Annotated in this window: 22 protein-coding genes and 2 tRNA genes; 20 read left to right on the plus strand and 4 right to left on the minus strand. The window is 54.0% G+C overall.

All coding sequences use genetic code 11. From position 1 onward, the window contains the following. Positions 1-116: 116 nt before the first annotated feature. The 14 genes from HUU59_00610 (at position 117) to fbp (ending at position 17,837) form a co-directional block, all read left to right on the plus strand. On the plus strand, positions 117-3,932 hold the full coding sequence (locus HUU59_00610; GenBank protein ID NUO17938.1) for a S8 family serine peptidase: 3,816 nt from the start codon (positions 117-119) through the stop codon (positions 3,930-3,932). A gap of 77 nt (positions 3,933-4,009) precedes the next feature. Next, a complete protein-coding gene (locus tag HUU59_00615) occupies positions 4,010-7,216 on the plus strand; it encodes a hypothetical protein (GenBank protein NUO17939.1) in 3,207 nt (1,068 codons plus the stop codon). Positions 7,217-7,230: 14 nt separating this feature from the next. Further along, positions 7,231-8,934, plus strand: a complete 1,704-nt coding sequence (gene ggt / locus HUU59_00620) for a gamma-glutamyltransferase (GenBank protein ID NUO17940.1) — start codon at positions 7,231-7,233, stop codon at positions 8,932-8,934. 76 nt (positions 8,935-9,010) lie between these two features. Next, entirely contained in the window at positions 9,011-9,442 is a 432-nt protein-coding gene (locus HUU59_00625) for a helix-turn-helix transcriptional regulator (protein NUO17941.1), read from the plus strand. A gap of 32 nt (positions 9,443-9,474) precedes the next feature. Beyond that, on the plus strand, positions 9,475-9,810 hold the full coding sequence (locus tag HUU59_00630; protein ID NUO17942.1) for an STAS domain-containing protein: 336 nt from the start codon (positions 9,475-9,477) through the stop codon (positions 9,808-9,810). A 69-nt stretch (positions 9,811-9,879) separates the two neighbouring features. Further along, positions 9,880-10,218, plus strand: coding sequence for an STAS domain-containing protein (locus HUU59_00635; GenBank protein ID NUO17943.1), 339 nt, complete (start codon positions 9,880-9,882; stop codon positions 10,216-10,218). A gap of 1 nt (position 10,219) precedes the next feature. After that, the gene (locus HUU59_00640; protein NUO17944.1) at positions 10,220-11,707 is read left to right on the plus strand and encodes a SpoIIE family protein phosphatase; all 1,488 of its coding nucleotides are present in this window, start codon (positions 10,220-10,222) and stop codon (positions 11,705-11,707) included. Continuing rightward, positions 11,685-12,113 carry an ATP-binding protein gene (locus tag HUU59_00645; GenBank protein NUO17945.1) on the plus strand — a complete coding sequence of 143 codons (429 nt, stop codon included), beginning with the start codon at positions 11,685-11,687 and terminating at the stop codon, positions 12,111-12,113. Before HUU59_00640 ends, HUU59_00645 begins: the two co-directional genes overlap by 23 nt. Further along, positions 12,110-12,598 carry a pantetheine-phosphate adenylyltransferase gene (gene coaD / locus HUU59_00650; protein NUO17946.1) on the plus strand — a complete coding sequence of 163 codons (489 nt, stop codon included), beginning with the start codon at positions 12,110-12,112 and terminating at the stop codon, positions 12,596-12,598. Before HUU59_00645 ends, coaD begins: the two co-directional genes overlap by 4 nt. Continuing rightward, positions 12,595-13,269 (plus strand): pyridoxine 5'-phosphate synthase, encoded by a 675-nt coding sequence (locus tag HUU59_00655; GenBank protein NUO17947.1) that lies wholly within the window; start codon positions 12,595-12,597, stop codon positions 13,267-13,269. The genes coaD and HUU59_00655 overlap by 4 nt, the downstream gene beginning before the upstream one ends. Beyond that, entirely contained in the window at positions 13,269-14,771 is a 1,503-nt protein-coding gene (locus HUU59_00660) for a glycosyltransferase family 39 protein (protein ID NUO17948.1), read from the plus strand. Before HUU59_00655 ends, HUU59_00660 begins: the two co-directional genes overlap by 1 nt. Positions 14,772-14,794: 23 nt before the next feature. After that, positions 14,795-16,171 carry a tryptophanase gene (locus tag HUU59_00665; GenBank protein NUO17949.1) on the plus strand — a complete coding sequence of 459 codons (1,377 nt, stop codon included), beginning with the start codon at positions 14,795-14,797 and terminating at the stop codon, positions 16,169-16,171. After that, complete coding sequence (locus HUU59_00670; GenBank protein NUO17950.1) at positions 16,168-16,806, plus strand: HAD family phosphatase; 639 nt, start codon at positions 16,168-16,170, stop codon at positions 16,804-16,806. Before HUU59_00665 ends, HUU59_00670 begins: the two co-directional genes overlap by 4 nt. Positions 16,807-16,814: 8 nt before the next feature. Next, positions 16,815-17,837, plus strand: coding sequence for a class 1 fructose-bisphosphatase (gene fbp, locus HUU59_00675; GenBank protein NUO17951.1), 1,023 nt, complete (start codon positions 16,815-16,817; stop codon positions 17,835-17,837). Positions 17,838-17,903: 66 nt separating this feature from the next. Here the strand turns inward: fbp and HUU59_00680 are convergent, their stop codons facing one another. Next, the gene (locus HUU59_00680; protein NUO17952.1) at positions 17,904-19,055 is read right to left on the minus strand and encodes an MFS transporter; all 1,152 of its coding nucleotides are present in this window, start codon (positions 19,053-19,055) and stop codon (positions 17,904-17,906) included. A 141-nt stretch (positions 19,056-19,196) separates the two neighbouring features. Between HUU59_00680 and HUU59_00685 the strand changes: the two genes are divergently transcribed. The 6 genes from HUU59_00685 to HUU59_00710 all read left to right on the plus strand — a co-directional run bounded on the left by HUU59_00685 (position 19,197) and on the right by HUU59_00710 (position 25,073). Beyond that, positions 19,197-19,280, plus strand: a tRNA-Leu gene (locus tag HUU59_00685). 23 nt (positions 19,281-19,303) lie between these two features. Continuing rightward, entirely contained in the window at positions 19,304-20,617 is a 1,314-nt protein-coding gene (gene tig, locus HUU59_00690) for a trigger factor (GenBank protein NUO17953.1), read from the plus strand. A 32-nt stretch (positions 20,618-20,649) separates the two neighbouring features. Beyond that, the gene (gene clpP, locus HUU59_00695) at positions 20,650-21,246 is read left to right on the plus strand and encodes an ATP-dependent Clp endopeptidase proteolytic subunit ClpP (protein ID NUO17954.1); all 597 of its coding nucleotides are present in this window, start codon (positions 20,650-20,652) and stop codon (positions 21,244-21,246) included. A 5-nt stretch (positions 21,247-21,251) separates the two neighbouring features. Then, a complete protein-coding gene (clpX, locus tag HUU59_00700) occupies positions 21,252-22,493 on the plus strand; it encodes an ATP-dependent Clp protease ATP-binding subunit ClpX (GenBank protein ID NUO17955.1) in 1,242 nt (413 codons plus the stop codon). A 91-nt stretch (positions 22,494-22,584) separates the two neighbouring features. After that, entirely contained in the window at positions 22,585-24,360 is a 1,776-nt protein-coding gene (locus HUU59_00705; protein ID NUO17956.1) for a hypothetical protein, read from the plus strand. Beyond that, positions 24,357-25,073: a 16S rRNA (uracil(1498)-N(3))-methyltransferase gene (locus HUU59_00710; GenBank protein ID NUO17957.1), complete on the plus strand. Its 717-nt coding sequence runs from the start codon at positions 24,357-24,359 to the stop codon at positions 25,071-25,073. Before HUU59_00705 ends, HUU59_00710 begins: the two co-directional genes overlap by 4 nt. A gap of 56 nt (positions 25,074-25,129) precedes the next feature. Here the strand turns inward: HUU59_00710 and HUU59_00715 are convergent, their stop codons facing one another. The 3 genes from HUU59_00715 to HUU59_00725 all read right to left on the minus strand — a co-directional run bounded on the left by HUU59_00715 (position 25,130) and on the right by HUU59_00725 (position 26,554). After that, positions 25,130-25,396, minus strand: coding sequence for a hypothetical protein (locus HUU59_00715; protein ID NUO17958.1), 267 nt, complete (start codon positions 25,394-25,396; stop codon positions 25,130-25,132). Beyond that, positions 25,393-26,391 carry an HD domain-containing protein gene (locus HUU59_00720; protein ID NUO17959.1) on the minus strand — a complete coding sequence of 333 codons (999 nt, stop codon included), beginning with the start codon at positions 26,389-26,391 and terminating at the stop codon, positions 25,393-25,395. Before HUU59_00720 ends, HUU59_00715 begins: the two co-directional genes overlap by 4 nt. Positions 26,392-26,481: 90 nt before the next feature. Then, a tRNA-Lys gene (locus HUU59_00725) sits at positions 26,482-26,554 on the minus strand. Positions 26,555-26,569: the final 15 nt, after the last annotated feature.

Consider the following 26,569-nt stretch of genomic DNA (forward strand, 5'->3'; position numbering starts at 1 on the left):
ATCAGGACGCAAATCACTTTTAAGAAAGTGCTTTAATCTCTGGAGTTACGGCCGCGAATTGACTATATTTTAGGGATTTCATGGAACGGGCTGGATAAAACTGTGACAGGACGGGAATGGTAAGTTTGAGGGCAAGATATCTGAGAGGTCTGCTGGCGACCGGACTGCTCAGTTTTGCTATTGCAGCAGCGACTGGAGCCGAACGGGTTCCGGTCTTGCTTGTCCTCGAACCCGAGCCGTTCGTTATTCAGAATGTCCGGGAAGAGGCAGGCCGGTCATTAGACCTTGGTACTTCCCATGAGCTTGCGATTCGAGCGGCTCAAGATCACGCAAATGTAACTCAAGCAAACCTGCTGAAGAGGCTTGCTGAGTTGGAAGAGGCAGGTCAAGTATCGGATATTCGCTCATTCTGGGTTGCCAATGCGATTGCTTTGAAATGCGAGCCGGAGTTACTGCCCGTACTTGAACGACTTCCCGAGGTCGTAGAGATTCAAGACGAGCAGCTGCTTGGATTACTTCCGATAGCCCCTCCCGTGGCGGAAGGCCGCCGAAATCCCCTTGATGACGGAGTCACGGTTGCCTTAACTGATATCCGGGCGCCTGAAGCATGGGCTTTAGGGCTGACCGGAGTTGGTGTACTGCTTGCCAATTTCGATTCAGGAGTACTGGGTACGCATCCCGCGTTGTCGTCGAGATGGCGGGGTAACAACGGGCATCCGGCGAATCATTGTTGGTTTGACCTTGTCGAACCGATTACTCCGACTCCCGGTGACAACGATGGTCACGGGACTTTGACTATGGGGCTGCAATGCGGTTTAGGCGCCAGTGACACCGTTGGCGTCGCGTTCAATGCACAGTTCATTGCCGCCGCCGTTGCGGAAGGCGGTTTTACGATTACAAATGCGCTTCAAGCGTTCGAGTGGATACTTGACCCGGACGGGAATCCGGCCACTTTTGACGATGTCCCCCGTGTGCTTTCCAATTCGTGGGGATTTAACGGCGGAATTGACGTATGCAACAACCTGCTGCATTCGGCTCTTGATTTAGCTGAAGCCGCAGGAATAGCGGTGGTATGGTCGGCAGGCAACGAGGGTCCTGCCAGCGGCACAATGAGAAATCCTGCCAATCGTGCGGACAATGCTGTTTCCGGTTTCGCGGTCGGAGGATGGGACGGAGTGGTAGATTCGGTTTGGGTGTCTTCCAGCCGTGGGCCATCTCCCTGTTCCGCCGATATGACGCTGCGAATCAAGCCCGAGATTGTCGCACCGTCACGAGATGTGCGCTCGACGTATCTGGGCACCGGTTATGCATCCAGCAGCGGCACATCCTTCTCGGCTCCGCTTGCGGCCGGCACGCTGGCATTGATGATTGAAGCCAATCCGCTGCTTCCGCCCGATTCTCTACTCGAACTTCTGATGTTCACGGCGGTGGATGAGGGTCCCGCCGGACTGGACAATCATTCCGGTTATGGCAGACTGGACGCCTACATGGCCTGTCAAGCGGCGTTAACCGGATTGGGCTGGGTGCGCGGCCATGTGCAGAATCAGTTCGGCACTCCGATTGCCGCAAACATTGATGTTCTGGATCAGCCGCATCACACCGTCAGCGATGCCAACGGCAACTTCACATTTCCCTATCCCGCATGGCTGCCTTGTGAAATACAGGTTGTTGCAAGCGGCCACAGCCCGCAGTCGTCTTCGCTCTCGGTTTCCCCACAGGACACGACCTATGTCACACTTACGTTGCAGACGACTCAAGAAGGAATTCTGACAGGCAATGTCATCGATTGCCGGGGGCTTCCCGCCAGCGGCGCGTTCCTGACAATTCTGGAGCAGCCGTCACTGCAAACGACCAGCGATGCCAATGGAAGATTCGTGATGACGCTACAGCCCGGACAATACTCGCTCGCTTGTTCGAGTGTGGTGTGCGGCTCGGTGGTTGTGCCGCAGGTTCAGATTCAGTCGGGCGCGGTCACGGATATTGAAGTGGTGCTGCCGCTGAATCCGGCGTTTCTCTGTTCCGAGCCTGACAATTTCGGCTATTTCCTCTGCGACAACAACGATCCCGGAGGACCGTCAGAAACGTACTCGTCGGTTTCGCCGACGACAGGAGGGAGAGGTGTCATACATAACCTTGCGGACGACGGTAATGTTCCGCTGGCGCTGCCGTTTCCGGTCACATTTTACGGCAACACCTACAATAGGATTTTTCTGAATTCAAACGGCATCGTGAGCTTCGTGCGGTACGCGACTGCCTACAACAATCTGCAGTTACCGTACAATCTGACTCCGGCGCTGTTTCCGTTCTGGGACGATTTCAGCGACAATCTCGGCGGGCATATTCTCTCCGATTACAATCCGGCTGAAGGCACCTACACACTGGAGTGGTTCGAAATTCCGTACTTCATTTCCATTCCGCCTCCAACGGACAGTGCAAACTTTCAGCTCGTCATCTATGACCAGTCTGTCGTGCCGACACAAAGCGGAAACAATGTGTTTGAATTTAGATACGGCAGGATTCCAAGAAACGGCAGTGCGACGATTGGGATTGACCGCGCACAAGGGAATCAATATGTGAGATACGGCTTCAACGGCACATGGGAGCCGCATGCAGTACCGGCGGCGGAGGGTGTGACCGTGAGAGTTGCGGACGAGGACATATCTTCGGGAGTCCCGTCCATGCAAATTGAGCCGTCGGCGCTTGCGATTGCGCTCGAGCCCGGTGTGTCGCTCGATACGTCCATTTTTGTTCATAACAACGGCAGCGTTCCTTTGGCATATTATGCAAGCGCCTCGCCCATGGCCGCGACAGGCGACGCGGACGAGGACACGCCACCGAACGCAGTTGAGTTTGATGACCCTCCGAAAGGTTCCGCCCCGCTGCGTGCGGAATCATCCGACGACGCGCTCGATGAGTGGATTCCCGACGCAAACGGCTACGCGTGGCGCAGTTCCGACAACGATACGTCGGTGCACTACCAGTTTACGAGCATTGCCAATGTCGGGACGAACGTGGGTATTACATGGGATGATTCGACGTCCTATCCGCGGCCGCTGCCATTCGAGTTTCCGTTCTTCGACCGGGTTTTCAAGAAATATAGCGTGTGCTCGAACGGGTTTATCACATTCTGGTCGCAGGTGCGCAATTACCTGAATGATCCGATGGTCACCGCGCGCGACCCCTACTACGCGATTGCGGCCTATTGGACGGACCTGAATCCCTCCGCAGGCGGACAAATCTGGGAATACTATGACCAGATAAACAATCGCTTCATCGTACAATGGAATCGCATTCCGCCTTTCGGCGCCCCCTCGTCCAATACGCTGACGTTTCAAGCAATACTTTATCCGGACGGCGGCATCGATCTTGTCTATGAGCATATGTACCATCCTGTTCAGCTCAAGACAGTCGGCATTAAGGGCGGGCGAAGTTCGCAGACCCTGCAGCTTTCCCACAACGGCAGTCTGGTGGACAGTCTGATGACTCTGCGCATTGCGCGACCGGACACCGCCGATGCTTCGCTGCGTATCTTGAGCGGTAGTTACGCGGTGGTTCCTCCGCAAGGTGTTCAGGAGATTCGCCTGCGGTTCAAAAATAATTCGCTCAGTCAGGGCGTTATGTCCCTGCCGCTTACAATTCAGTCGTCGGATGAAGATGCGGGCGGAACCGGCGTGAGTTTCCTGCTTCAGGGGGGCACACCGTTCGTACCGCAGACGGTGATTGCCTCGCAGAACGGCATATTAAGTTTACATTGGGTTGCGCACGAGGCGAATAGTTATACGATTTGGACGTCGCTGCCCAATGATACCGTGTTTGTTCCGCTGGTCACATCGATTGCGGACACTCACTATACGCTCGGCGTCCCTGCGGACGCGGCGCGTGCCTATGCGGTGACTTTGAACGGCGGTGCGCCGCCGAGACCCGGGAATTAGATCAAGTTTCGTAAATAGTATCTGTGTATTTGTACTTTCTGCGGCCTATTGGCCCGCGCGATGCATTGAGGTGTCTTATGTTACGTTCGCTCACTTTGTTATTCATTTTCCTCTTCGGAGCCGTGGCGGCATATGCAGCCGATGACGCTCCGCATCACTCGTTAATTCGTGTTTTCGGTAAAGATCTCGCTCATGAAAAGAAACTGCTGAGCGACGATATGCTTGACATCATGCCTCAGGACGGCGCACCCGGAGTTTTGGTGGCCGCACTGCCGCACAACTTTGATTACCTGGCGAGTCTGGGTTACCGGTGGGATGTCATTCATCAGGATTTGGAAGAGTTCTACGCTCGCCGCGCCCGTGAAGGCGGTTCGCTCGACTTAATGGGCGGTTACAAGACGCACGTGGAAATCCTCGCGGCGATGGATTCGATACACGCGAACCATCCCAGCATCACCACGGCGCGATTCTCCATTGGGACAACGCTTGAGGGCCGGGACATCTGGGCGATGAAAATAAGCGACAATCCCGATCAGGACGAAGAGGAGATCGAGCTGCTTTATGACGCGCTGATCCATTCACGCGAACCGGCGGCGATGGAAGTGCTGTTCCTTTTCATGGACCACCTGACTGACCAATACGGAGTCAATCAGCATATTACCGACCTCGTGAACACACGCGAGTTCTACTTCATTCCCTGCATCAATGTAGACGGTTATCTTTACAATCAGCAAACGAATCCCAATGGCGGCGGCATGTGGCGCAAGAACCGGCGCAACAACGGCGGAGGAAGCTATGGTGTGGATTTGAACCGGAACTGGGGATTCAACTGGGGTTTCGACAATAACGGCTCCTCGCCGACACCGAGTTCGGAAACGTATCGCGGCACAGGCCCGTTCTCAGAGCCCGAGACTCAGGTGATGCGCGACTTCATCAACTCGCGCAATTTCACCGTGGCAATGAATTACCATACTTATTCCAACTTGATTCTCTATTCGTGGGGATCATCGGGATATCAGGGTGGTTTCACGGCAGACGATGCGACTTTTCAACTGATGGGTGACTCGATGCAGTTTTACATCCAGCAGGTGAACGGAGCCGTCTACACGGTCGGACAACCGTGGGCTGTGCTGTACGATGTGAACGGCGACTGCAACGACTGGTGCTACGGCGAGCAGACTACAAAGCCGAAGATTTTCGGCTTCACGACCGAAGTTGGCGGCGCCAGCGACGGATTTTGGCCTGCGCCGAATCGCATTCTTCCTCTCGCACAAGAGAATTTGCCTGCGAACATATTCGTCGCGCGATATGCTGTGAATCTTGTGCCGCCGGACTATCAAGTCAAGCGAGTAAGGCAGTTTCAGGAAGAGCTGAACGGTGACAACGACGGCACGGTAGAGCCGGGCGAAGGAGTGGGTTTGACCATCTACTTACGCAATACCGGATTGCTGAGTTTAGGTGAGCTTACCGGAGTCTTGACCACGAGTACACCCAACGTGACCATATTAAACGGTAATTCGACGTGGCCTGCGATGGCACCGTTTGATTCAGCAGCAAATGATATGACGCTCTCACTTAGTATCGGCGGCGGATTCGTCTCACCGGGCGCGGTGAATTGTCAACTTCATCTGACTTCATTCGAAGGACTCGACACCACCATTGCCATCACGGCTGTGGTCGGTAATCCTGTCTTTTTCGACGATATGGAATCCGGCACAAACGGATGGACACATTCAGGCGAGCAGGACCAATGGCATCTCTCCACACGCCGGGCCGCTTCGCCGACGCAGGCATGGTACTGCGGTCTGGAAGGTGCAGGGCAGTACAGTTCAAATCAGAATGCTACGCTGACTTCACCGCCTATTCTGCTTGGAAATAACGCAGTTCTGACGTTTTCGCATTGGTTCCAGCTTGAATCGGGATTTGATTTCGGATTTGTCGAAGTGTTTGACGGCACGGGCGCGCAATTGGTTGCCGGTCCGTTTACCGGCAGCAACGGAGCCTTCCAAACAGTCAGCGTATCGCTTGCGCAGTTTCCTGCAGGGAGCCTCGTGAACATTCGCTTCAGACAGACAAGCGACGGAGCGCTCGTGCAGGAAGGCTGGTATGTTGATGACGTATTCGTCGGCCCGCCGCCTAACATTGACGCCGCTCCGGCCGCGATTTCAGTTGCAGTGGACACAACGTCCGTGGAAGAAGAAATTATTCTTGTCGGAAACACCGGAGGCTCCGACCTTGTGTACTCGGTGCTGTTTCAAAATGGAACCGCGATTGCAGACACTGGCGGACCTGACGCATTCGGCTACAGGTGGCAGGATTCCGATGACCAATGCGGGCCAATCTATTCCTGGTTGCCCATTGGTGCCCTTGGCACTCCGATAACCTGGGTGGACGGCGAAGGCGATATGGTACGCGGTCCATACGCGCTGCCGTTCGAGTTTCCGTTCTATGGACAAATGTATGACGACATCTGGGTGAGCGCGAACGGTTGGATTAGTTTTGCCGACAGCATCAATGAAACTTTCACAAATACGGCATTGCCAAACGCGAGTGCCGCCGGCGCAGCTATTTTTGCGTGGTGGGACGATTTGAAACCGCAACTGGCGGGAACAAACGTCCGGTTCTGGACAAACGGTGCAGACTCGGCCGCGGTGCATTACGAAAACGTTAGAGCCGGAACTGCTCCAAATCAGGGGACTTATAATTTCCAGATTCTGTTAACGGCGCGCGGCGAGGCGAGAGTGTTCTATGGTAATATGGGAACCATTCGATTGCAGAGCGCAACGATTGGAATTCAGAATGCCGAGAAGACAGTCGGACTTACTGTGCTGTCAAATCAGGCCGGAATCGGGAACTTCGAATCGCGCAGGTTTGCTCTCGGACCGCGGTGGGTATCCGTGCTACCAGTGAGCGGCATTGTCGAGCCGGCCGGAGTGGACACCCTCAGACTGAGTTTTCTTGGACGAGAATTGTGCGGTGACCCGAGCCTGAGCGGGCTGGTGATTCGTTCAAACGATCAAGAAACGCCGGAACTAATCATCCCCATTGACGCGACGCCCGGTTTACCGCTCGCAGCTCCGTCGGACTTAACAATTTTCCCCTCCGGAAACGACGTAGAATTACGCTGGAATGCGGTGCCCGGTGCAGCCGCATACAGAGTTGAATTCTTCTTTGAACTGGGAGGACTTCCGACCATAGTCGGTGAGCCTGTGACCAATTATTTCCTTCACACCAATGCGCTGGATGTGTCGCTTGGTTATTATCAAGTCAGAGCACTGCCGTAGAGGAGCCGTGATTCTTGCCCAACAGTAACACTGCCTATCTGACACTCCTGATACTTCTCGCACTGGCTGTCATCCCGGCAAATGGTGCGACGCGGCGCCCCGCATGGGCGAAGCACTCCATGATTGCTTCGGCGGACTCCAATGCGACCCGGGCTGGACTTCAAATTCTTGAGGCAGGCGGTAACGCGGTTGACGCCGCCTGCGCAGTAGCGATGGCGCTTGGTGTGACCGAGGGCTATTCGAGCGGAATCGGTGGAGGATGTTTTATCGTCCTCCATATGGCAGACGGGAGGCAGGTTGCGATTGACGGCAGAGAAGTAGCGCCGGCCAGGGCTTCACGCTTGATGTTTGTGCCGCGCAAGCAAGCTGACCGGACGGATTTAAGTCTGTATTCAACTCTGGCGGCCGGAGTTCCCGGACAGGTTGCCGCGCTTGACCTTGCCGTGCGCGATTATGGCACGATGACGTTTGAGGAACTCCTTGCTCCGGCCATTGCTCTGGCAGACACAGGATTTATTCTGGACGATTACTACGCCAGCGTTATTGAAAGATACGCGACGCGGTTTATGCTGGATCCTGCTTCGTCTTTGATCTACTTTGACGAGACCGGCAAACAGTTGGCTGCGGGGGAGAGGCTGGTGCAGAAAGACCTTGCCGCAACGCTGCGAAGAATGGCCGAGCATGGGGCGCAGGAATTCTACACCGGAGAAACGGCCGAACTCATCGCTGAGTTCATGCGGAAGTCAGGCGGACTTATCAGCACGGCGGACTTAGCCAACTATCGTCCGGCCTTACTCGAACCGGTTCGAGGGACCTATCGAGGATTTGAAGTCATCTCGATGCCGCCGCCGAGTTCGGGCGGGATTCATTTGATTCAGATTCTCAATCTTCTCGAAGGCTTTCCGCTTGGCTTTCTTGGTGCGGGGTCCTCTGAGTCACTGCATCTGATTGCGGAAAGCATGTGCCTCGCCTTTGCCGACCGTGCCGAGTTTCTTGGCGACCCGGCATTTACGCCGGTTCCCACCAAGGCGCTCATCAGCAAGACGTACGCTGACTCCCTGCGCGGCAAGGTTTCGCGCACGCGGCACGCCCCTAAGCCAGACCCGGGAGATCCGTGGAAGTTTGAGTCCCTGATTAATCATCATACGACTCACTTTTGTGTGGTTGACGAATTTGGCAATGCGGCCTCGGTTACGGCAACGGTCAACACGCCGTTTGCCACATGCATCACCGTCCCCGGGACGGGCATCCTTCTCAACAATGAAATGGATGACTTCGTAACCGAACCGGGCAAGGCAAATTTCTTCGGACTTGTCGGTAAAGCGGTGAATGAAATCGAGCCCGGGAAGAAGCCTCTCTCCTCCATGTCCCCAACGATCGTGCTGAAGGATGGGCAACCGTTCATTCTCGCAGGAGGCGCGGGAGGTCCGAGGATTATTTCGGCAACTCTTCTTACCATTGTAAATTCAATTGATTACGGTATGGATATCCAGGCGGCGCTTGACTATCCCCGCATTCACCAGCAGTGGATTCCGGACAGATTGGTCATGGAGCCTGAGCATACACAGGATGTTCGTGCCGGATTAGAGCAACGAGGACATGCCGTCGAAGTTGGCCCGGCTCGTTCGCGAGTTCAAGCAATTCAAGCGGATACGATTCGCGGTGGCTGGTATGGTGCCGCAGATAGCCGAGGTATTGGTGCAGCACTTGGCCAGTGAGGGTTATGTACGACGGGTAGAGAGTCACGATTTAGTCTTGTTGACAATTTAACAAGCCCTCCGTATCTTATAGACCATGAACCAAAACAAAGCCCTTCCCATCAATGTCGGCCAGCGTTTGCACGATGCCCGCAAGGCCGCTGACATGTCACAAGACGAGCTGTCCAAGGCCGTCCACGTGAACCGTTCCTATTTGTCTCTGGTCGAAAACGGACGATCTTCGCCGACCATCGAGTTTCTCGAGAAGGTTTCGGCAGGACTGAATCTGCGAGTTGAGGAGCTGCTTCTCGGCCCCGAGGCGTTTAAGTACTTAAGTTTGTCCCCCAAGCACGGGTATCTGTATCGCGGGCTGCAGGACCTGCTGGCGGATGAAGAGCAGATGCTGCTGATGAATCCTTCGAACGAGGAACTTGAAATCCTGAAGGGGATTCATTTGCATCCCGATCACGACCCGACCAAGCGGTTCTTCATCGACGCACTGCTTGATCTCAGGCGCACGCGGTACTGAGAACCAGAACATACGCAGAGGAGCAGCAGATCATGCAGATGAGATCGTTCTGGGATCAGGACGTCTATGTCATCGAGCTCGCCGGCAAATTGATGGGCGGTCCCGATTCGGAGGGATTCCACTCCCAAGTCAAAGAAGCAGTGCAGCGCGGCGGCCGTAATGTCATCGTGGATCTGCGCGGAGTGGACTGGCTGAACAGCTGGGGAGTAGGACTACTGGTGTCCGCCTACACGACCATCAAGAACAGCGGCGGCCAGCTGGCGCTGGTGGGCTGTTCGCCGAAGGTCATGACCGTGTTCAAGATGACGCGATTTGATTCCGTGTTTATCTTTGCGGACAGTGTTACCGGCGCGGTCAGCAAGTTTTGACGCGGACATAGTTTCGCTATAAGTTTTTTTCAAATACAAGAATCGAACCTTTGAAGGAGCCATCCGGCAATGAAATTGAAGACGACTGAGAACAATGGAGTTTATCTTGTCGAACTATCCGGCAAGATTATGGGCGGCCCGGAATCGGCGCAGTTCCACGAAGCGATGAAGCATGCGGTCAGCAACAATCTGAAGAAGGTTGTTATTGACCTCGGCCAAGTAGAGTGGATGAACAGCTCCGGTATCGGACTGCTGGTGTCGGCCTATACGACACTGAAAAACGCGGGCAGTGAAATGAAACTCGCTCGGACCACCGAAAAGATACAATCGCTCCTTGTCATCACGAAACTGAACTCGGTATTCGATAGCCACGAAACTGTTGAAAGCGCAGTTAAGAGCTTCAACTGATGTGATCGATCCGCACGTTCCAGATCACCATTTGCCCGGCAGAGTTGACGCGGGGCTCGACGCGACGCGTTCACTTGCCGCACTGGAGGAGCTGGAACGGCGGGTGTACGAATTTCTGCGCGTTGACGATCCGGCGAAGCTTGGTACGCTGCAAATTGAACAGCTGCAATCACTGCTGGAAGAGATCGGTTCCGCGCGGCAGAATCTTCGGCTGCAGGCTGAGTTTGAGCGGGAACGTCAGGAAAACGCCATTCTGCAAGAAGTCAGTTTACGGCTCTCCAGCGCGGCGGATATCCGAGATGTATTGCGGGCGATTCTTGAGTCACTCCGGCAGGTTGTCGAATTCGACGCCGCCGGAATTTTCGTCTTTAACAAGGTGATGCAGCAGATTGAGGTGGACATGCTGGCGGGCTACGGCGGAGCGCAGCGGCGCCGCGTGTACACGAAGTTTCAGGAAGGCGTCAAGCACGGCGAAGGTATCGTTGCCACCGTGGTGTTTTCAGGCAAACCGCTCTACGTGCCCGATGTCCACAAGGATTCGCGGTATGTCGAAGTCAGGCCGACGACGCAGTCAGAGCTCGCCGTTCCGATATTTGTGCGTGACGAGCTAATCGGCGCATTCAACCTCGAATCTGACAAACTGGACGCCTTCAGTGAACGGGATTTGCGCACCTTGCTTACGTTTGCCAGCCACGCCGGAGTTGCGTTGGAACGTGCCCGCGCGGACCGTGAACGGCAGCATACTCAGAGAATCGCCGAGGAGCTTGCACTCGCAAGGCGGATTCACACAAGTTTTCAGCCCAAAGTATTTCCGGCATTTGCGCCTTATGATTTGGGCGGAATGAACTTCCCGTCCAGCGAAGTCGGCGGTGATTACTACGACTTTGTGAACATCACGGAAGATGATCTGGGTATTATCATGAGTGACGTGGCCGGACACGGAGTGGCCGCGGCGCTTCTGATGGCGAATTTCCGCGCGTGTATCCGAATCGAGTCTCGCGCTCACTATGCCATTCGGACTATTCTCGAACGGGTAAACGAGTTTCTTGTTGAAACGAATCCACCGGACAGTTTTGTGACGGCGGTTTATGGCGTGCTCAACCGGAAATACAATGTGTTAACTTATTCGAACGCGGGGCACAATCCGCCGCTGCTGCTGCGGGTCGGTGAAGAGCCGCGGCTGCTGGATACGGGCGGCCCGATTCTGGGTGTGCTGCCTGAGGCAAAGTATGTCGAAGCTCAAGTGGAGCTGGTGCCCGGTGACGTCCTGATATTTTACACTGACGGTGTGACGGAGGCGCGTAATGAGGCCGACGAGGAATTCGGCTTGTCAAGATTGATTGATGTTACATTGAAGCACCGCTCTCTTTCCGCGTATGAATTGGCCCGGCGCATCAGTCACGAGGTGCATTCCTTCAATGTGCCGGATTTGACAATGGATGATTTGACCTTATCTGTGGTGAAGTATGACGCGACCGAAACGCATTGAAGTATTGACGATTCCCTCTTCGGTCGACCAGATTGAGAAGGTCGATGAGTTTGTTGAGGCATTTGCCACAGGACTGGGGTTTGAAGCGGATGCCTTGGCCGATATCGGTATTTGTGTGACAGAGCTTGTCATGAATGCCATCGTGCACGCGCACAAGGAGCAGGCGGACATTCCTGTTACAATTGAGATTGAAGGCAAGGCAGACGGCCTGCGAGTTTCCGTCCGAGATTTCGGACCGGGTTTCGAGACGACTTCACTTCCGGATCCGACGTCGCCTGAGCATATATTCGAAGATCATGGCCGCGGAATTCTAATTGTCAAAGCAATGATGGACGAATGCAAGTGCATCCGGCTTGAAGACGGTATGAAGATCGAGATATTCAAGAGATTATCGAACAGCACATGAAAACTGCTATTTATCCGGGCACGTTCGATCCGATAACCTATGGTCATCTTGATGTTATCGAGAGAGCGGCCGGGCTATTCGACAAAGTAATCGTTACGCTTGCTGTTCACTCTCAGAAATCGCCGCTGTTTTCGACCGACGAGCGGAAGGAACTCATTCAGAAGTCTATCGAACACCTGCCCAATGTGGCGGTGGACGCGTGCCACGGGCTTCTTGTGGAGTTTGCGGAGAGCAAAAATGCGTGTGCCATCATCCGGGGTTTGAGAGCGGTATCGGACTTTGATTATGAGTTTCAGATCGCGCTGGCGAATCGTGTGCTTTCTCCGAAGATTTCCACCGTGTTCCTGATGCCGGGCGAGCACTACACATATCTGAACAGCTCCATTGTGCGCGAAGTTGCCCGATTGGGAGGGTCGGTCGACAGTTTCGTGCCGCCGCATGTTGTGGAAGCACTGCGACGAAGGTACGGGAAAACCCGCGCGTGAAGCCACGCATATTTGTGTCTCTCGAGTTGTATCCTCGAGTTGCCTCTGTCATTCCCGGAATGGATGAACTCGATATTGCCTATGCCGCTGCACGTGCGGGTGCGGCGGGCATTGTCGTGAGTGCAGGGACAGAGGCCTTCCACAAGAGCGGAATGAGTCTGTTCGACCGTCCGGGACTTCCGCTGTTGTGCGTACACGCAAGTTTGCAGCAGATAGACTCGGTGAATAGTCTGGGTAACGCGCCGGACAGAGTCTTGATTTCCGATGAAGGCCGTCCTGTTACTCATTTTGATCCTGTCGTGGAGTTCCGAGCGAGAATTGAAGGAGCCCGGCAGGAAGTGGGGGTGCTTGTTGAACCGGAACCGCAAGCCCTTAAGCAGGCGGCAAAGGCGGGAGTTCAGTGGGTTGCATTTCCGACGGCAACGTTGAATGAGTCTGTGGATGCAAATGCGGCGCAACAGGAATTGCTCAGGTTGAGAACGGCGACAATGCTCTCGGCGAGAAACTCGCTTCGTGTGATGCTTTACGGTGATTTGGAACAGCATCTGGCATCTGCGGCGGCAAATCTTGAAGGTGTTGAGGAGATAGTGCCAATCCATACGCTGTGGACGCTGGCAACGCGCCATGGATGGGAACAGGCACTGAGTATTTTCACCCGTTGGATAGAGTAATGCGCCCACGCGGGCGCTTTGCATTTTGGGCCGTATGGGCCGTATTTTCGACAGGTTTTCTGGTTTGCCGCTGGGGATTGTTTGATCCGGTCTTTTACAACGTTGACGAAGCTGAATATGCGGTCGGTGCGCAAGCGCTGTCACAAGGACTGCTGCCCGGGCTTGACTTGATTGGTTCGACCAAACCGCCGGCAATTGTATTCCTCTATTGGTGCGTGTTTGCCGTGTTGGGCGAGTCGCTGCTGGTCATTCAGGTGACCGGGATTGTGCTGTGGTTTATCGCGCTGGCACTGACGATGCGGCTTGGTCAGCGATTGTTACCGGATGTTCCGGTATGGGCCTCAGCGCTGAGTTTTTTCCTGCTTGCCAACAGTTTTGGTCCGCCGCGGGACTTGCATGCGCTGAACGTCGAGCTGCCGGGAGTTGTGTTTACACTTGCATCCTTGCTCCTCTTGACCCGTGTCAGGCTGAACCGAACATTGATGGTTGCCGGGACTTTGCTTGGGATTGCGGTAATGTTCCGGCAGAGCCTCGTGTTTTTCGCAATTCCGGCAATGATATTGTTACTTCCTCTGCGCACAAGGGAGGTTGTGCCGTTTGCAGCAGGTGTGGTCCTGCCGTGGCTTGTGCTGCTCATTCCATACATGCAGCGAGACGGATTGGGCTGGGCCTATGAGTCGTGGGTACGATTTCCCATGATGTATGCAGGAGACACGGGAATTGCAGGATTCCTGCTGGCGGCATGGTATACAACGATTGAAATCATCCGGCAGGCTGTTGTTCCGTTCCTGCTGGCATTTGCCGGAATCTATCTTGCATTCAAGGCAAGGAACCGTGTCATTCTGGCGATGCTGATTGCCTCGGCTCTTGCCGTTTCCTCCGGCTCGCGCTTCTTTGAGCACTATTATATTCAGGCATTGCCGGTGATGGCGCTGCTTGCCGCGCTATCCGCAATCGAACTCGTCAAGCGAGGCGGCTGGATTGAACGAGGGGTGAAGGCAAGTCTAGCGGTCGGAGCCATCATGGCGATCCTGCATTTTCCGTTGTGGCGAATCTGGGATCCCTCCGCGCCGCCCAAGGGAGTTTCCGCTGAATCCCTGGATTTGGGCGGGCTGGAAATTGAATTGGCGGAGTTCGCAGCTCAGCAGAGTTTTCCCAACGAGAGAATTTTCGTATGGGGATATTGTCCGCAGATATACTTTCACTCAAAGCGCACGCCGGCGGTACGCGACTTTCTGTGTGAATATGTGACGGGATATTCACCGTTTTCCACCAGTCCGCGACCGTATGCCCGTCCGGACGCGATGGAGATGATGATCGAAGACTTGAAGAAGAATCAGCCGAAACTGATTTTTGATCTGTCGTTTGTTGAGTATTATCCATACTCGTTTACTCGGTATCCGCTTTCCAATTATCCGCATTTAGCAGACTACATACGCACGAATTACCACCCTGCCGCGCAGGCCGGGCCGGTACCCATCTATGCACTGGCTTCCAATTAGCTTCAAGAGAGTATTTACTACCAATGCGCTTTCCAGCCGAACCATTTCGAATTAAAGTTGTAGAAAAGATACGCAGAACAACGCGCGATGAACGGGTTGAACTACTGCAGCGTGCCGGACTAAACGTCTTTTTGATTCCCGCCGACGCAATTTACGTGGACTTGCTGACCGACAGCGGCACAGGTGCCATGAGCGATCAACAGTGGGCGGGACTCATGATTGGTGACGAAAGTTACGCGGGCTCGAAGAGTTTTTTCAAGTTCGAGTCGGCGGTCCGGGACATCACGGGCTTTCCCAACGTCATTCCCACTCATCAGGGGCGTGTGGCCGAGAATCTGCTTTTCTCGACTATCTGCGGAGAAGGGAAGACGGTCATTTCCAACACACATTTTGACACGACGCGCGCGAATGTCGAAATGAACCGAGCCGAAGCGCTTGACCTGCCGGTAAAAGAGGCACTTGATCCACAGCTGGGCAAGCTGTGGAAGGGGAACATGGATCTCGAAAAACTTGAGTCGAATCTTAAGTCGAACAAGGATAATATTCCGATGGTCGTGATGACCGTCACGAACAATTCCACCGGCGGTCAGCCGGTTAGTATGGAAAACATTCGGGCGACTGCCAGACTCTGCAAACAGCATGGCGTCCCGTTCTTCATTGATTGCGCACGATTCGCGGAGAACTGCTGGTTTATCCACGAATATGAGCCGGGCTACAAAGGAAAGTCGATCATTGAAATAGCGCGGGAGCTTTTCAGCTATGCCGATGGCTGCTGGATGTCAGCCAAGAAAGACGCTCTGGTGAACATTGGCGGTTTCATCGCGATGAATGACAGTGAACTGGCGCGCAAGCTGCAGCAGAAGCTCATTCTGATTGAAGGATTTCCGACTTACGGCGGGCTTGCGGGACGCGACCTTGAAGCGGTGGCCATCGGGTTGTATGAGGGGATGGAGCAGGAGTATTTGCAATACAGAACGGCTCAGGTCCGCTATCTTGGCGATATGCTTACAGACGCGGGAATTTCGATTGTGCGGCCTGTCGGCGGGCATGCGGTGTTCATTGACGCAAAGGCATTCTGCGATCATATACCCGCGGAGCAGTTTCCGGGCGTCGCGTTGACAAGCGCACTTTACCGCGAGGCGGGAATTCGCGGTGTCGAAATCGGTTCTCTCATGTTCGGGCACAAGGACCCGAAAACGGGCAAGCACGTGGCACCGCATCTTGAATTGGTCAGGCTGGCAATCCCGCGAAGAGTTTATACGACCGCTCACATGACCTATGTGGCGGAATCCATCGTCGATTTGCACAAGGAGCGGCACAGTATCAAGGGAATGCGTCTGACTTATGAGGCGCCGGTGCTCAGACACTTCACGGCCAGACTGGAAGAAATCGCGCAATGATCAAGGCGGTTTTCTTCGACTTTGACGGAACGTTGATAGATTCGATTCCCGCACATGTTATCGCGTGGGAACAAATTCTCGGTGAAATCGGTATCCATCTTGACGACCACTACGTTCAAATGAACGAAGGGGAAAAGGCCGAAGATACGGTTGCGAGGCTGCTTGCCGAACATGGACTTGATTATTCGGCGGAACAGCAGGAGGCCTTAATCGAGAAGAAGCGGATGCTTTATCGATCAATGGCACCGAAAGGCCTGATTCCGGAGGCCGTCGAGATCCTTCGTGAATTGAATCGCAGGGGAATCGCATGCGACATTGTGACAGGGTCGATCCGGAGTAATCTGGAAGCGGTCATGTCGGACGAAGAGTTCGCGCTGTTCAGACATATTTATACACCGGCAGAGTATGGCAAAGGCAAGCCCGCGCCGGATCCCTATGCAACAGCTCTGCGCGGATCCGGATTGTCCGCCGAGGAATGTCTGGTGCTCGAGAATGCGCCGCTCGGCATTCGATCCGCGAAGGCCGCCGGACTGAGAACGGCGGCAATTACCACAACTTTACCTCCGCAATACTTGAGTGAAGCCGATCACGTCATTCACGGATTTGCGGAATTTCTACCCTTACTGGAGTTTTGAGGCACACGATGAGTTCCCTCCGTACATGTACCATTGAGCGGCATTTCATAGAGCAACAGGAAAAATACCCGGGCGCAACGGGAGAGTTGACCCGTCTGATGCATCAGCTGGCATTTGCAGCAAAACAAATCACCAAAGAAGTGCGCAGCGCGGGACTGTCCGACATTCTCGGAGCCGCAGGGCACACGAATATTCAGGGCGAAATCGTGCAGAAGCTGGATGAAATCAGCAATGACATGATTTACAGAGCGTTCGATCATGCCGGAGTTCTCTGCTGCATGGCCTCCGAAGAGCGCGAGAAAATGATACCGATTCCCAATGAGTTTCATTACGGGAAATACACATTGGCGTTCGATCCGCTGGACGGAAGTTCGAATATTGACGCGAATATCAATGTCGGCACCATATTCTCGATTCACCGGCGAATCAGTCCCGACAACACGCCGGGAACCGAGGCCGATTTGCTGCAGCCGGGGAGAAAGCAGGTTGTGGCAGGGTATATTGTTTACGGAAGCTCGACCATGATGGTTTACACCACGGGGCACGGAGTGAACGGATTTACGTTGGAGCCGTCGCTGGGCGAGTTTCTGCTTTCACATCCGGACATGAAGATTCCGCAGCACGGGAAGTACTTCAGTATCAATATGGGAAACTACCATTATTGGAGCGAAGGTGTCAAAAAATACATTGACCATGTCATGACTCCGGACAAGTCTCGCGGGACGCCCTATTCACTGCGTTACATCGGCTCGATGATTGCCGATGTGCATAGAACGCTGTTGTACGGCGGGATCTTTATGTACCCGCTCGATTTCAAGGATCCTCAGAATCCGAAAGGCAAACTCCGGCTGCTTTATGAGGCATCACCGATGTCGATGGTGATCGAGCAGGCGGGCGGACTTTCGACGGACGGCACGCAATCCATTCTCGACGTTATTCCCAAGGGACTGCATGACCGTGTACCGCTGTTTGTCGGCTCGCAGGACAATGTGCGCGAACTCTGCCGTTTTCTTGAAGAGTACGACAAGTAGCGTGACTAGACTTGAAACAAAAAGGGCCCGGATGACCGGGCCTTTCTTTGTGAGTACCTTGTGTGTTCAGCGCCGTCCGGACATTCTTATCCACGACACGGAGGCCATCAGTAATCCGCCTACTAAATACGGCGCGGACGGCCCGAAGAATTGAAACAGCGCCGTACCGCTGGGCGGACCGAATACACGAGCGAGCGCAGCGAGTGATTGAGCGGTTCCCATCGTCAATCCCTGCTTATCCGGCGGTGCGGCTTTCGAGATGAGAGAGTTGATGGTAGGATTCATCAAAGCGGAGCCGATGGCGAGCAGAGGTACCGCCATAACCATTTGTAGTGTTGTCGTTACTATTCCGGTGGTCACCAATCCGACGGCCATCAACACAAGGCCTGTGCGAGCAAGTTTAACTTCGCCAAAAGCACGCACCAGTTTGCCCAGCAGTGCTCCTTGAATGATGGCAGATATTATTCCCACTTCGGCGAGAATCCATCCAACATGCTGGGCATCCAGTCCGAGCCGGTGCTCGGAAAAGAGAGCAAAGGTGGCTTCCATCTGCGAGAAGGCATAGACTTGAACGAAGAATATACCGATCAAAATCGCGAGGACCGGTGTAGAGTAGATCAACTTCAAGGCATCCGCTGAAAGCAATCGGCGATGGCTTTCGTCAGACTTGCGAGTCAGGGTTTCGGGCAACTTCCAGACTGCCCAGATGAAATTCAGCCCCGACATTCCGGCAGCGACGAGAGCCGGGAAACCATAGCCGTACTTGGTGAGAATTCCACCGACCGCCGGTCCAAAGATAAAACCTAAACCAAAGGCAGCACCGATGAGTCCCATGCCCTTGGCGCGGTCTTCGACCGTTGTTGAGTCAGCGATGTATGCCTGTGCGGTGGGAAGAGTCGCGCTGGACAAGATTCCGGCTAATATTCTTGCGGCAAAGAGCATGGGCAGCGTCTTGGCCAATCCAAACATCAGAAATGCCAGCGCCGATCCAGCCAGCCCAATCAGCATGACAGGTCTGCGACCGATTTGGTCTGACAACCTTCCCCACAGCGGCGAGAAGAGGAAATGCATCAGGGAATAAGATGCAGAGAGCAGTCCGATCGTTATGAAGCTTGCACCAAAACTCTCGGCATAGAATGGCAATGCCGGAATGATCAACCCGAAACCGAGAAGATCAATGAAAATCGTCAGGAACAGAATGGCGAGTTTAGCGTTCATAGAGGATTCGGAGTTGCCGAATTCAGCCAATGTAGCGAACTTTGGGTGCAGAGTAAAGGCAAAATGTGCCTGACCCGGGGAGAGCTGTCACCGCCCTCGCTTGATAATTGGGTTATGAATTTGTATTTTTGTGTTTTAGGCGCGAGAGTGGCGGAATTGGCAGACGCGCCAGATTTAGGTTCTGGTATCCGAGAGGATGTGGGGGTTCGAGTCCCCCCTTTCGCACAAATTTCCCGTTGGAGGAAACGTTGGACATAACCGTTGAAAATAATAGACTTAACGATGTAGAAACCGAGTTGAAGGTGGCGGTTCCGGCTGAGTACATGAAGAGTCAGTTGGAGCGCAACTTGGCGGCGGTGATGTCGCAGGCGCGGTTACCGGGGTTCCGGCCGGGAAAGGTGCCGAGGAATGTCCTTGTGCAGAAGTTTGGTCCGGCGGTGACGGAAGACACTGTCCAGAAGGTCCTTCAGGAAGCGTATAAGAGTGCGCTCGACCGGGAAAAGCTGTTTCCGATTTCGCCCGGGGAAATGCGTGATATCAGTTTTGAGCCAGGGCAGCCTTTGACCTTCAAAGTCATCGTGGAAACGCTGCCTGAGATCGTGATTCCGGAGCTTTCAGAAATCGAAGTTGAGCTGAAGGAGCCGGAAGCATCTGATGATGACATCCAAACGGCCATTGAGAGTCTCAGAGAGTCTCAGGCAGTGTTAGTCCCTTCTGAGAATCCGGTGGACTTACATTCGGTTATCACCTTTGATATGCAGGAGTTGGACGAGGGCGGAGTTCCGATTATCGGTCATGTGCAGAAGGATGTCACGATTGACATGAGTCGCCATCAGTTTGGCGAGGAATTTGCGTCACGTGTCCTGGGGCTCGGCTGTGACCAGACGGCCAATGTGGTTTTTCATCGCACAGACCAGTCCGGTTCGAAATCACTGCGGGCGCAGATAACCATCCGCAATATCCAGCAGAAAGAGCTTCCCGAGCTGGATGACGACTTCGCGAAACTGGTCAATCCGAACCTTGAGAATCTCGATGAACTGCGGCGGGACATGCGAAAATACATCGAGGCACGTGCCCGGCATACGTCGCGCCAGCAGATGTTCCGCTTGGTTGCCGATGAATTGATGAAGCGGTCAGTCTTTCAGGTTCCGCCGCGCATGCTTGATAATTATCTGGACCGGATGGCCGAGGAAGCGACGCGAAACTCAAAAGGCAAGCCGGACGAAGATGCGCTGAAGAAGTTTCGCGATGACTACCGTCCGTCGGCGATTTGGACGCTGCGCTGGTATCTGCTGCGAAACAAACTGATTCAGATGTTCGATTTGCGGACTACGCAGGAAGAGATGGAACAGGAGCTCGCGAATCTGGCCACGCTCGACGACGAGCTGGTCGATGAATTCAAGAAGAAGCTCACGGAAGAACAGATGCAGCAGATCTCGGACGATTTGCAGGAACGCAAAGTTCTCTCTTATCTTGAGAACAACGTGAAACTGAACAAGGTCACGGTCAGTTTGGCGGAGTTTGAAGGCAGGGGCGAGCCGTCCAAAATCATTACAGTTTGAAAAAAGTGATAGAAACAGGAGAAAAGCATTCCATGGCTTTAGTTCCAATGGTCGTTGAGCAGACGGGCAGAGGCGAACGCGCCTTTGACATTTATTCCCGCCTGCTTAAGGAACGTATTATCATTGTCAGCACACCTATTGACGATCATATCGCAAGCTTGGTTGTGGCGCAGTTGATTTTCCTTGCCGCTGAAGATCCGGAAAAGGACATCAGCCTGTATATCAACAGCCCGGGCGGAGTTGTCACGGCAGGACTTGCGATTTACGATACAATGCAGCATATCAAACCGGATGTGGCCACCATCTGTATCGGACAGGCGGCATCAATGGGCGCGTTCCTGCTGGCCGCGGGAGCCAAGGGCAAACGCAGCATATTGCCGAACGCGCGAGTGATGATTCATCAGCCGCTTGGCGGAGCGCAGGGCCAGGCTTCGGATATTGATATCATGGCGCGTGAGATACTGAAAATGCGCGCGCAGTTAAATGTGCTGCTGTCCCATCACACGGGGCAGCCGCTCGAGAAAATCGAGCAGGACACCGACAGAAACTATTTCATGTCCGCGGACGACGCCAAAGCCTATGGCATTGTCGATGAAATCATTCACCCGCGGCGCAACCAGGCGAAGTAGAGGAATTGGAAGTGACTGAGCAACGTCTTGAGCAAGTCTGCTCCTTCTGTGGAAGGACGGAGAATCAGGTGGCGACCTTGATCAAGCATCAAGACGGCATTGCCATATGCGATGTGTGCGTTGAGCACGCACACCAGATTGTGGCGATGTCGCGCGCGGGAAGAAAGAGCATCAATCTTTCGGAATTCCCGACTCCGCACGAAATGAAGCGGAAACTTGACGAGTACATAATCGGGCAGGATGACGCCAAGCGCAAAATATCCGTCGCGGTTTACAATCACTATAAGAGAATTGCCAGCAGTGATCAGGCGTCGGACGTTGAGATCGAGAAGTCGAATATTCTGCTCGTCGGTCCGACCGGAACGGGGAAGACGCTGCTTGCACAGACGATGGCGAGATTCCTTCACGTTCCGTTCGCAATTGCGGACGCGACCACACTGACTGAGGCTGGGTATGTCGGTGAAGACGTGGAGAATGTCCTCGTACGATTGCTTCAAAACGCGGACTATGATGTCGCCCGTGCTGAGATGGGCATCATCTACATTGACGAAATTGACAAGATCGCCCGTAAGGATCCCAATATGTCCATAACGCGTGACGTATCGGGTGAAGGCGTGCAGCAGGCGCTGTTGAAGATTCTTGAAGGTACGGTCGCGAATCTCCCGCCTCAGGGTGGCCGCAAGCATCCAGAGCAGAAGTTCATTCAAATGAACACCAAGAACATCATGTTCATTCTGGGCGGCGCGTTTGAAGGGTTGGAGAAGATTGTCCGCAGCCGAGTTACTAAGTATCCGATGGGCTTCGGCGCTGGCTATATTCCGGAAGATAACAGTGATGAGTACGTGGTTAAGAAGGTAATATTCGAGGACTTGAATGCGTTCGGTCTCATTCCGGAACTAATCGGCCGACTGCCGGTCGTGTCGGTTCTTGAGCCGCTTTCGGACGAGGCAATGATGCGCATACTTCTTGAACCTCGTAACGCTCTGGTCAAGCAGTACACACGGCTGTTTGAGATGGAGGGTGTCAAACTCACCTTTGAGAAGGAAGCCTTGATAGCAATTATTCGTGAAGCGCGCCGCCGCAAGACCGGTGCTCGTGCGCTGCGAGCCATCGCTGAAGAAACCTTGACAGAGGCATTCTTTGACGTGCCGAGCCGCAAGGACATCGGTGAAGTCATTATCGGCGTTGACACGGTGTTAGAGAAAAAACCGGCGCGTTTCGTCGAGCTGAAAAAGAAGAGCGCATAGCGCATCTCCCTCCTTGGAACCTTCTCGGCGTGACGACTATTTGACGTTGTCACGCCTTTTTTCTATGCCAAACCGTTCTACATTCCTATTCTTGACCGCAATGATCGTTGCGGCTGCACCCACCGCGCGTGCTGTTTCACCGGCGCCGGCCGATGTGCCGCGCGACAGTGTCTCTGTGAGATGGGAAGAAGGAGCAGAGCTGAGCCGATTGATTGGCGCCGTACGAGCGAACCGGAGCTTCTCTTCGACGGAGCGGGTTTTATTCACGGCGGATTGGATTACGGGGCTGTCGAGAGGTTTGTCGAGTGAAGGACGGCTGAGGCACGATGTGCGCTGGAACACGTCTGTCGAGAAAAACCTATCGAGACTGTTCAGTCTTTGGAGTGGCGCCAGCGGTCAACATTACGTGGACAGACCGCGGAACAATTCGCAAAGTTTCGCACAGGAAAATCGTTCACATCTTGCGCGGGCCGGACTAGGGCCGTCGGTACGATGGAACCGATTCTTGAATTCTGAGCATGGTGCCGGATTGATTGCCGATTCCAGAGATGACGTGACCGAGAGCGGATTTGGTACTTGGAGCCGGGGAGAATTCTCGTACAGGGGAAGTCCGAATTCACTTCACGACGCTGACGCACACTTTGAGTATGAGGCGCCGGGCGGGCGAGTAGGCAGCGATGCAGGTCTGTCCTATAATCTGAGACAGGATTATGGAGCTTCGGCCAATGAGGCCATGCTGCAGATTGGTTGGACTCGACGGGAAATCATGTCTTCGACCGGATTACCGCCGCAACTGCGGCAGGAACGCATCATCCGGATTCAGGATGAACTTGCTTACGAAGTGGGGGCTGGAGCAGTTCTGCGCGGCACCGGAGATTTGCGCTACCTGGACACACGGCTTGATGACAGACGTGATGCAAGCTCCAGACTTGAAGAGCTGGAGTCCGGTTTTAACGGAGAGCTTGCGCTTGCTCAAGGACGAAGCCGCGGATCATTTTCGGCAGGATTTAGGAGTGCCACGCAGACTGTCAGAGGTGAGATTTTGAGCGGCCAGAAGACGGAGTTGGCGCTGCGGGGCCAGACAAAAGTGCGCGGAAGCTCGCTGCGAGCACGGGCGGCTTTCAGCAAATACACACTTGATACCCGTTCCGAAGACAATTTCGATGACCGAGACGAGCTTGCCTGGAGATTCGAAATCGGAACGACGTCGCGAGTCAATTCGCACTTGACGGCGGAGGTTCAGGCGCTTGCCGATCTGAATCACCTCGTTTACATTTTTGGCCGCAATAGCGCGAACAACCGCTGGACCAGGCTCATCTTGCTGACATCCCGGCTTGTGCATGTTCCCGGTGGAAGGATTGTGCACGTCCCCGAGTTCAGGATAAGTGCAAGTTACCAGGCTTATGACTTCGAGCTAAATCCGCGACAGGTGCGGTCCACCGTATTCAGAAGGGTTATGCTTGGAGACAGTCTGTCCGTGCAGCTAAACGATCGTTGGAATGTAGCATTTCGCGCGGATGTTTCCCGCGAGGAGTTGGGCAGGCTTTTCTGGGACGACTTTGAGCAGGAACGAAGCGATCAAACGGACATGTTCGGATCGGCTTTCCAGATTACAAGGCGGCTAAGCGACTCATCCACGGGAGGCGTCGGTGCTGCCTATGGCCGCAGGCTCAGTGACCGATTTGAGGAGGAAGGCAATCCCCGTCGTGTGCTGGATATTGAATCGTGGGGGCCGTTGGCGCGACTGGAGTGGGAAAAGGACTCTTGGTTTATCAATTTAAGCGGACAATTAGTCATGCAGCACGAGTTGAATCGCGATGATCGCAATTTTGTTTCAGGTTCATTAACAGCCGGGCGGGCATGGTGACTCAGCAACACGGCGAATTTGTGTTCCTCGAAGGTGCGGAGATCGACAATAATCGAGTCATTTTACCGGAAGAGGAACGACATCACCTGATTCGTGTCCGCAGAGTACGCCCGGGAGACACAATTTTCGCCACGGACGGAACGGGGTGTGTCTATAAGTGCATACTCAAGTCAGAGTCAGAACTTGAAGTACAAGAGACTCTGGTTGAATTCGGCGAGACCACTGTGAATTATCAGCTCATTTGCGGCTGCTTGCAAGGTGACACGGCAAAAGATGTCGTATCGGCGGCGGTTCAGCTTGGCGTTCGCCGGCTAACTTGGGTCAGAATGATGAGAAGTCAGGAATTCTATACCGACAACAAACTGTCAAAACTGCGGCGCGTGGCAGTTCAAGCGACGAAGCAGGCTGGACGGGCGAGGTTGATTGAGCAGGAGAGAGTCGGTGCTTTGGAAGAGGCTCTTCAAGTTTGTGCCAATTGCGATATCTGGGTTGCTCATCCCGGGGAGGCGATGGGCGAAGCTCGTTCGGCAATTCACCCGGCGAGAATCCAAATGCTGATTGTCGGACCGGAAGGCGGATTTGACACACGGGAGCTTGAATTGATGCGCTCATGCGGTGCAACGTTTATCCAACTTGGGTCGAGACGATTGAGAAGTGAAACTGCGGTGACAGCAGGAATTGTGTATCTGCAATCTACATTTCGAGATTTGTAAGAGACCAACCGCACAACAAAGTATAAAGGCCGGACAATGTGTCCGGCCTTCTTGTATTACTTCATGCTGACAATCTTGTCAGCGATTCGCTTTAGAATTTCCGTTGATTCGTAATAACCCTCGCGAATACGGTCACGGATCTGCCGCAAGACCGCACCGTCCTTGCGGCGATTCACCGGTGTGAAGGTACGCGGTAAACTGTCATCGTTCCCCCTCTCCCGGATTGTCACGTGTGATTGTCTTTTCGTCATGCGTGGTGCGCCCTCCATATTCAGTATCGGCGATGCCACCACGAACTTGATGAATGCAAACGAACCGGTCACTTGTCTTTGTGCGGACCGAGAACGCGAATCAATTCTTTGAGCAGACCCATGTCGATCTCTTCGTACATCTTGTCGCGCATGTAACTTAATGCTTCTACTCCTCGCAGGGCAGACTTGTACACGCGATGAGATGTTAGAGCGTCATAGATATCGACCAGCGTACAAACACGGGTCTCTACAGATATTTTCTCTGGAGGAAGCCTCCTCGGATAACCGCGGCCATTCAATTTCTCGTGATGTGAGAGTATGATATCCATTGCCACTTCCGGAACTTCCGGGTGAGGCCGCATCAAGTCCACTCCGTGTTCAGGGTGCCGTTCGACTTCTTTCATCTCAATGGGAGTGAGCACGCCGCCTTTTCGAAGAATCTGCGTGGGAACCCGGCATTTCCCGACGTCGTGCAGCAGATAGCCCATGGCAGCATCCTTCACACGCGTCTCATGGCCGTAAAGTTCGAGCAGAAGCGCAGTACCTATGGTCGCAACATGAACGGCGTGAGTATAAAGAGAGTAGTCGAGCGTGAAGGTTGCAGCCATTGTCCTGAGCATTGCCGGATCGCTTGCGATGGCGTCAACCGTATGTTCGACGACCGTACGATTCGTTTTGATCAAAACTGGAGATTCGGGACGTGTGAAGGTGGCTTGTACCAGCGCCGCGGTTGTTTGATAGATTAGAGCTGATTTCTGTTCGGTCGTGGCACTCTCGGCCTGGAGGATATCTCCGACGGTGCGGTCAACGAACGTGAAGTAGTTGCCGGCATCTTCATCCGCCACGTAGAGGAATTTCACGCCACGTTCGATAAGTTCCTTTCGTTTGCTCTCAGTCAGATCGAGGTCGGCGGACTTGAACAATACATAGCGTTGTCCACCGCGAGTGGGAACTCCGAGAAAAAGGTCAAAGTGCGCGCCTTTGTCCGCGTGCAGCGTGGCAAGAGGAGCGGGGTGGTAGATTTTGGAGTCCACCTGCGGTTCATACATGTAGGATCGGTTTGCCATGCATCCTCATATGGGTGACCCTGTTTTCAGCGCAAAGGATGTGCCCCAAAAGTTAAAGCCCGAAGCGTCAATCCGCATCGGGCTTTCTTGTGAGAGCGCCGGGATTCGAACCCGGGACCATCGCCTTAAAAGGGCGGTGCTCTACCTGCTGAGCTACGCTCTCATGTCCCGGACTCTC

The sequence above is a fragment of the bacterium genome, from assembly GCA_013360195.1.
In the GTDB taxonomy this organism is placed as follows: Bacteria; Electryoneota; RPQS01; order RPQS01; family RPQS01; genus JABWCQ01.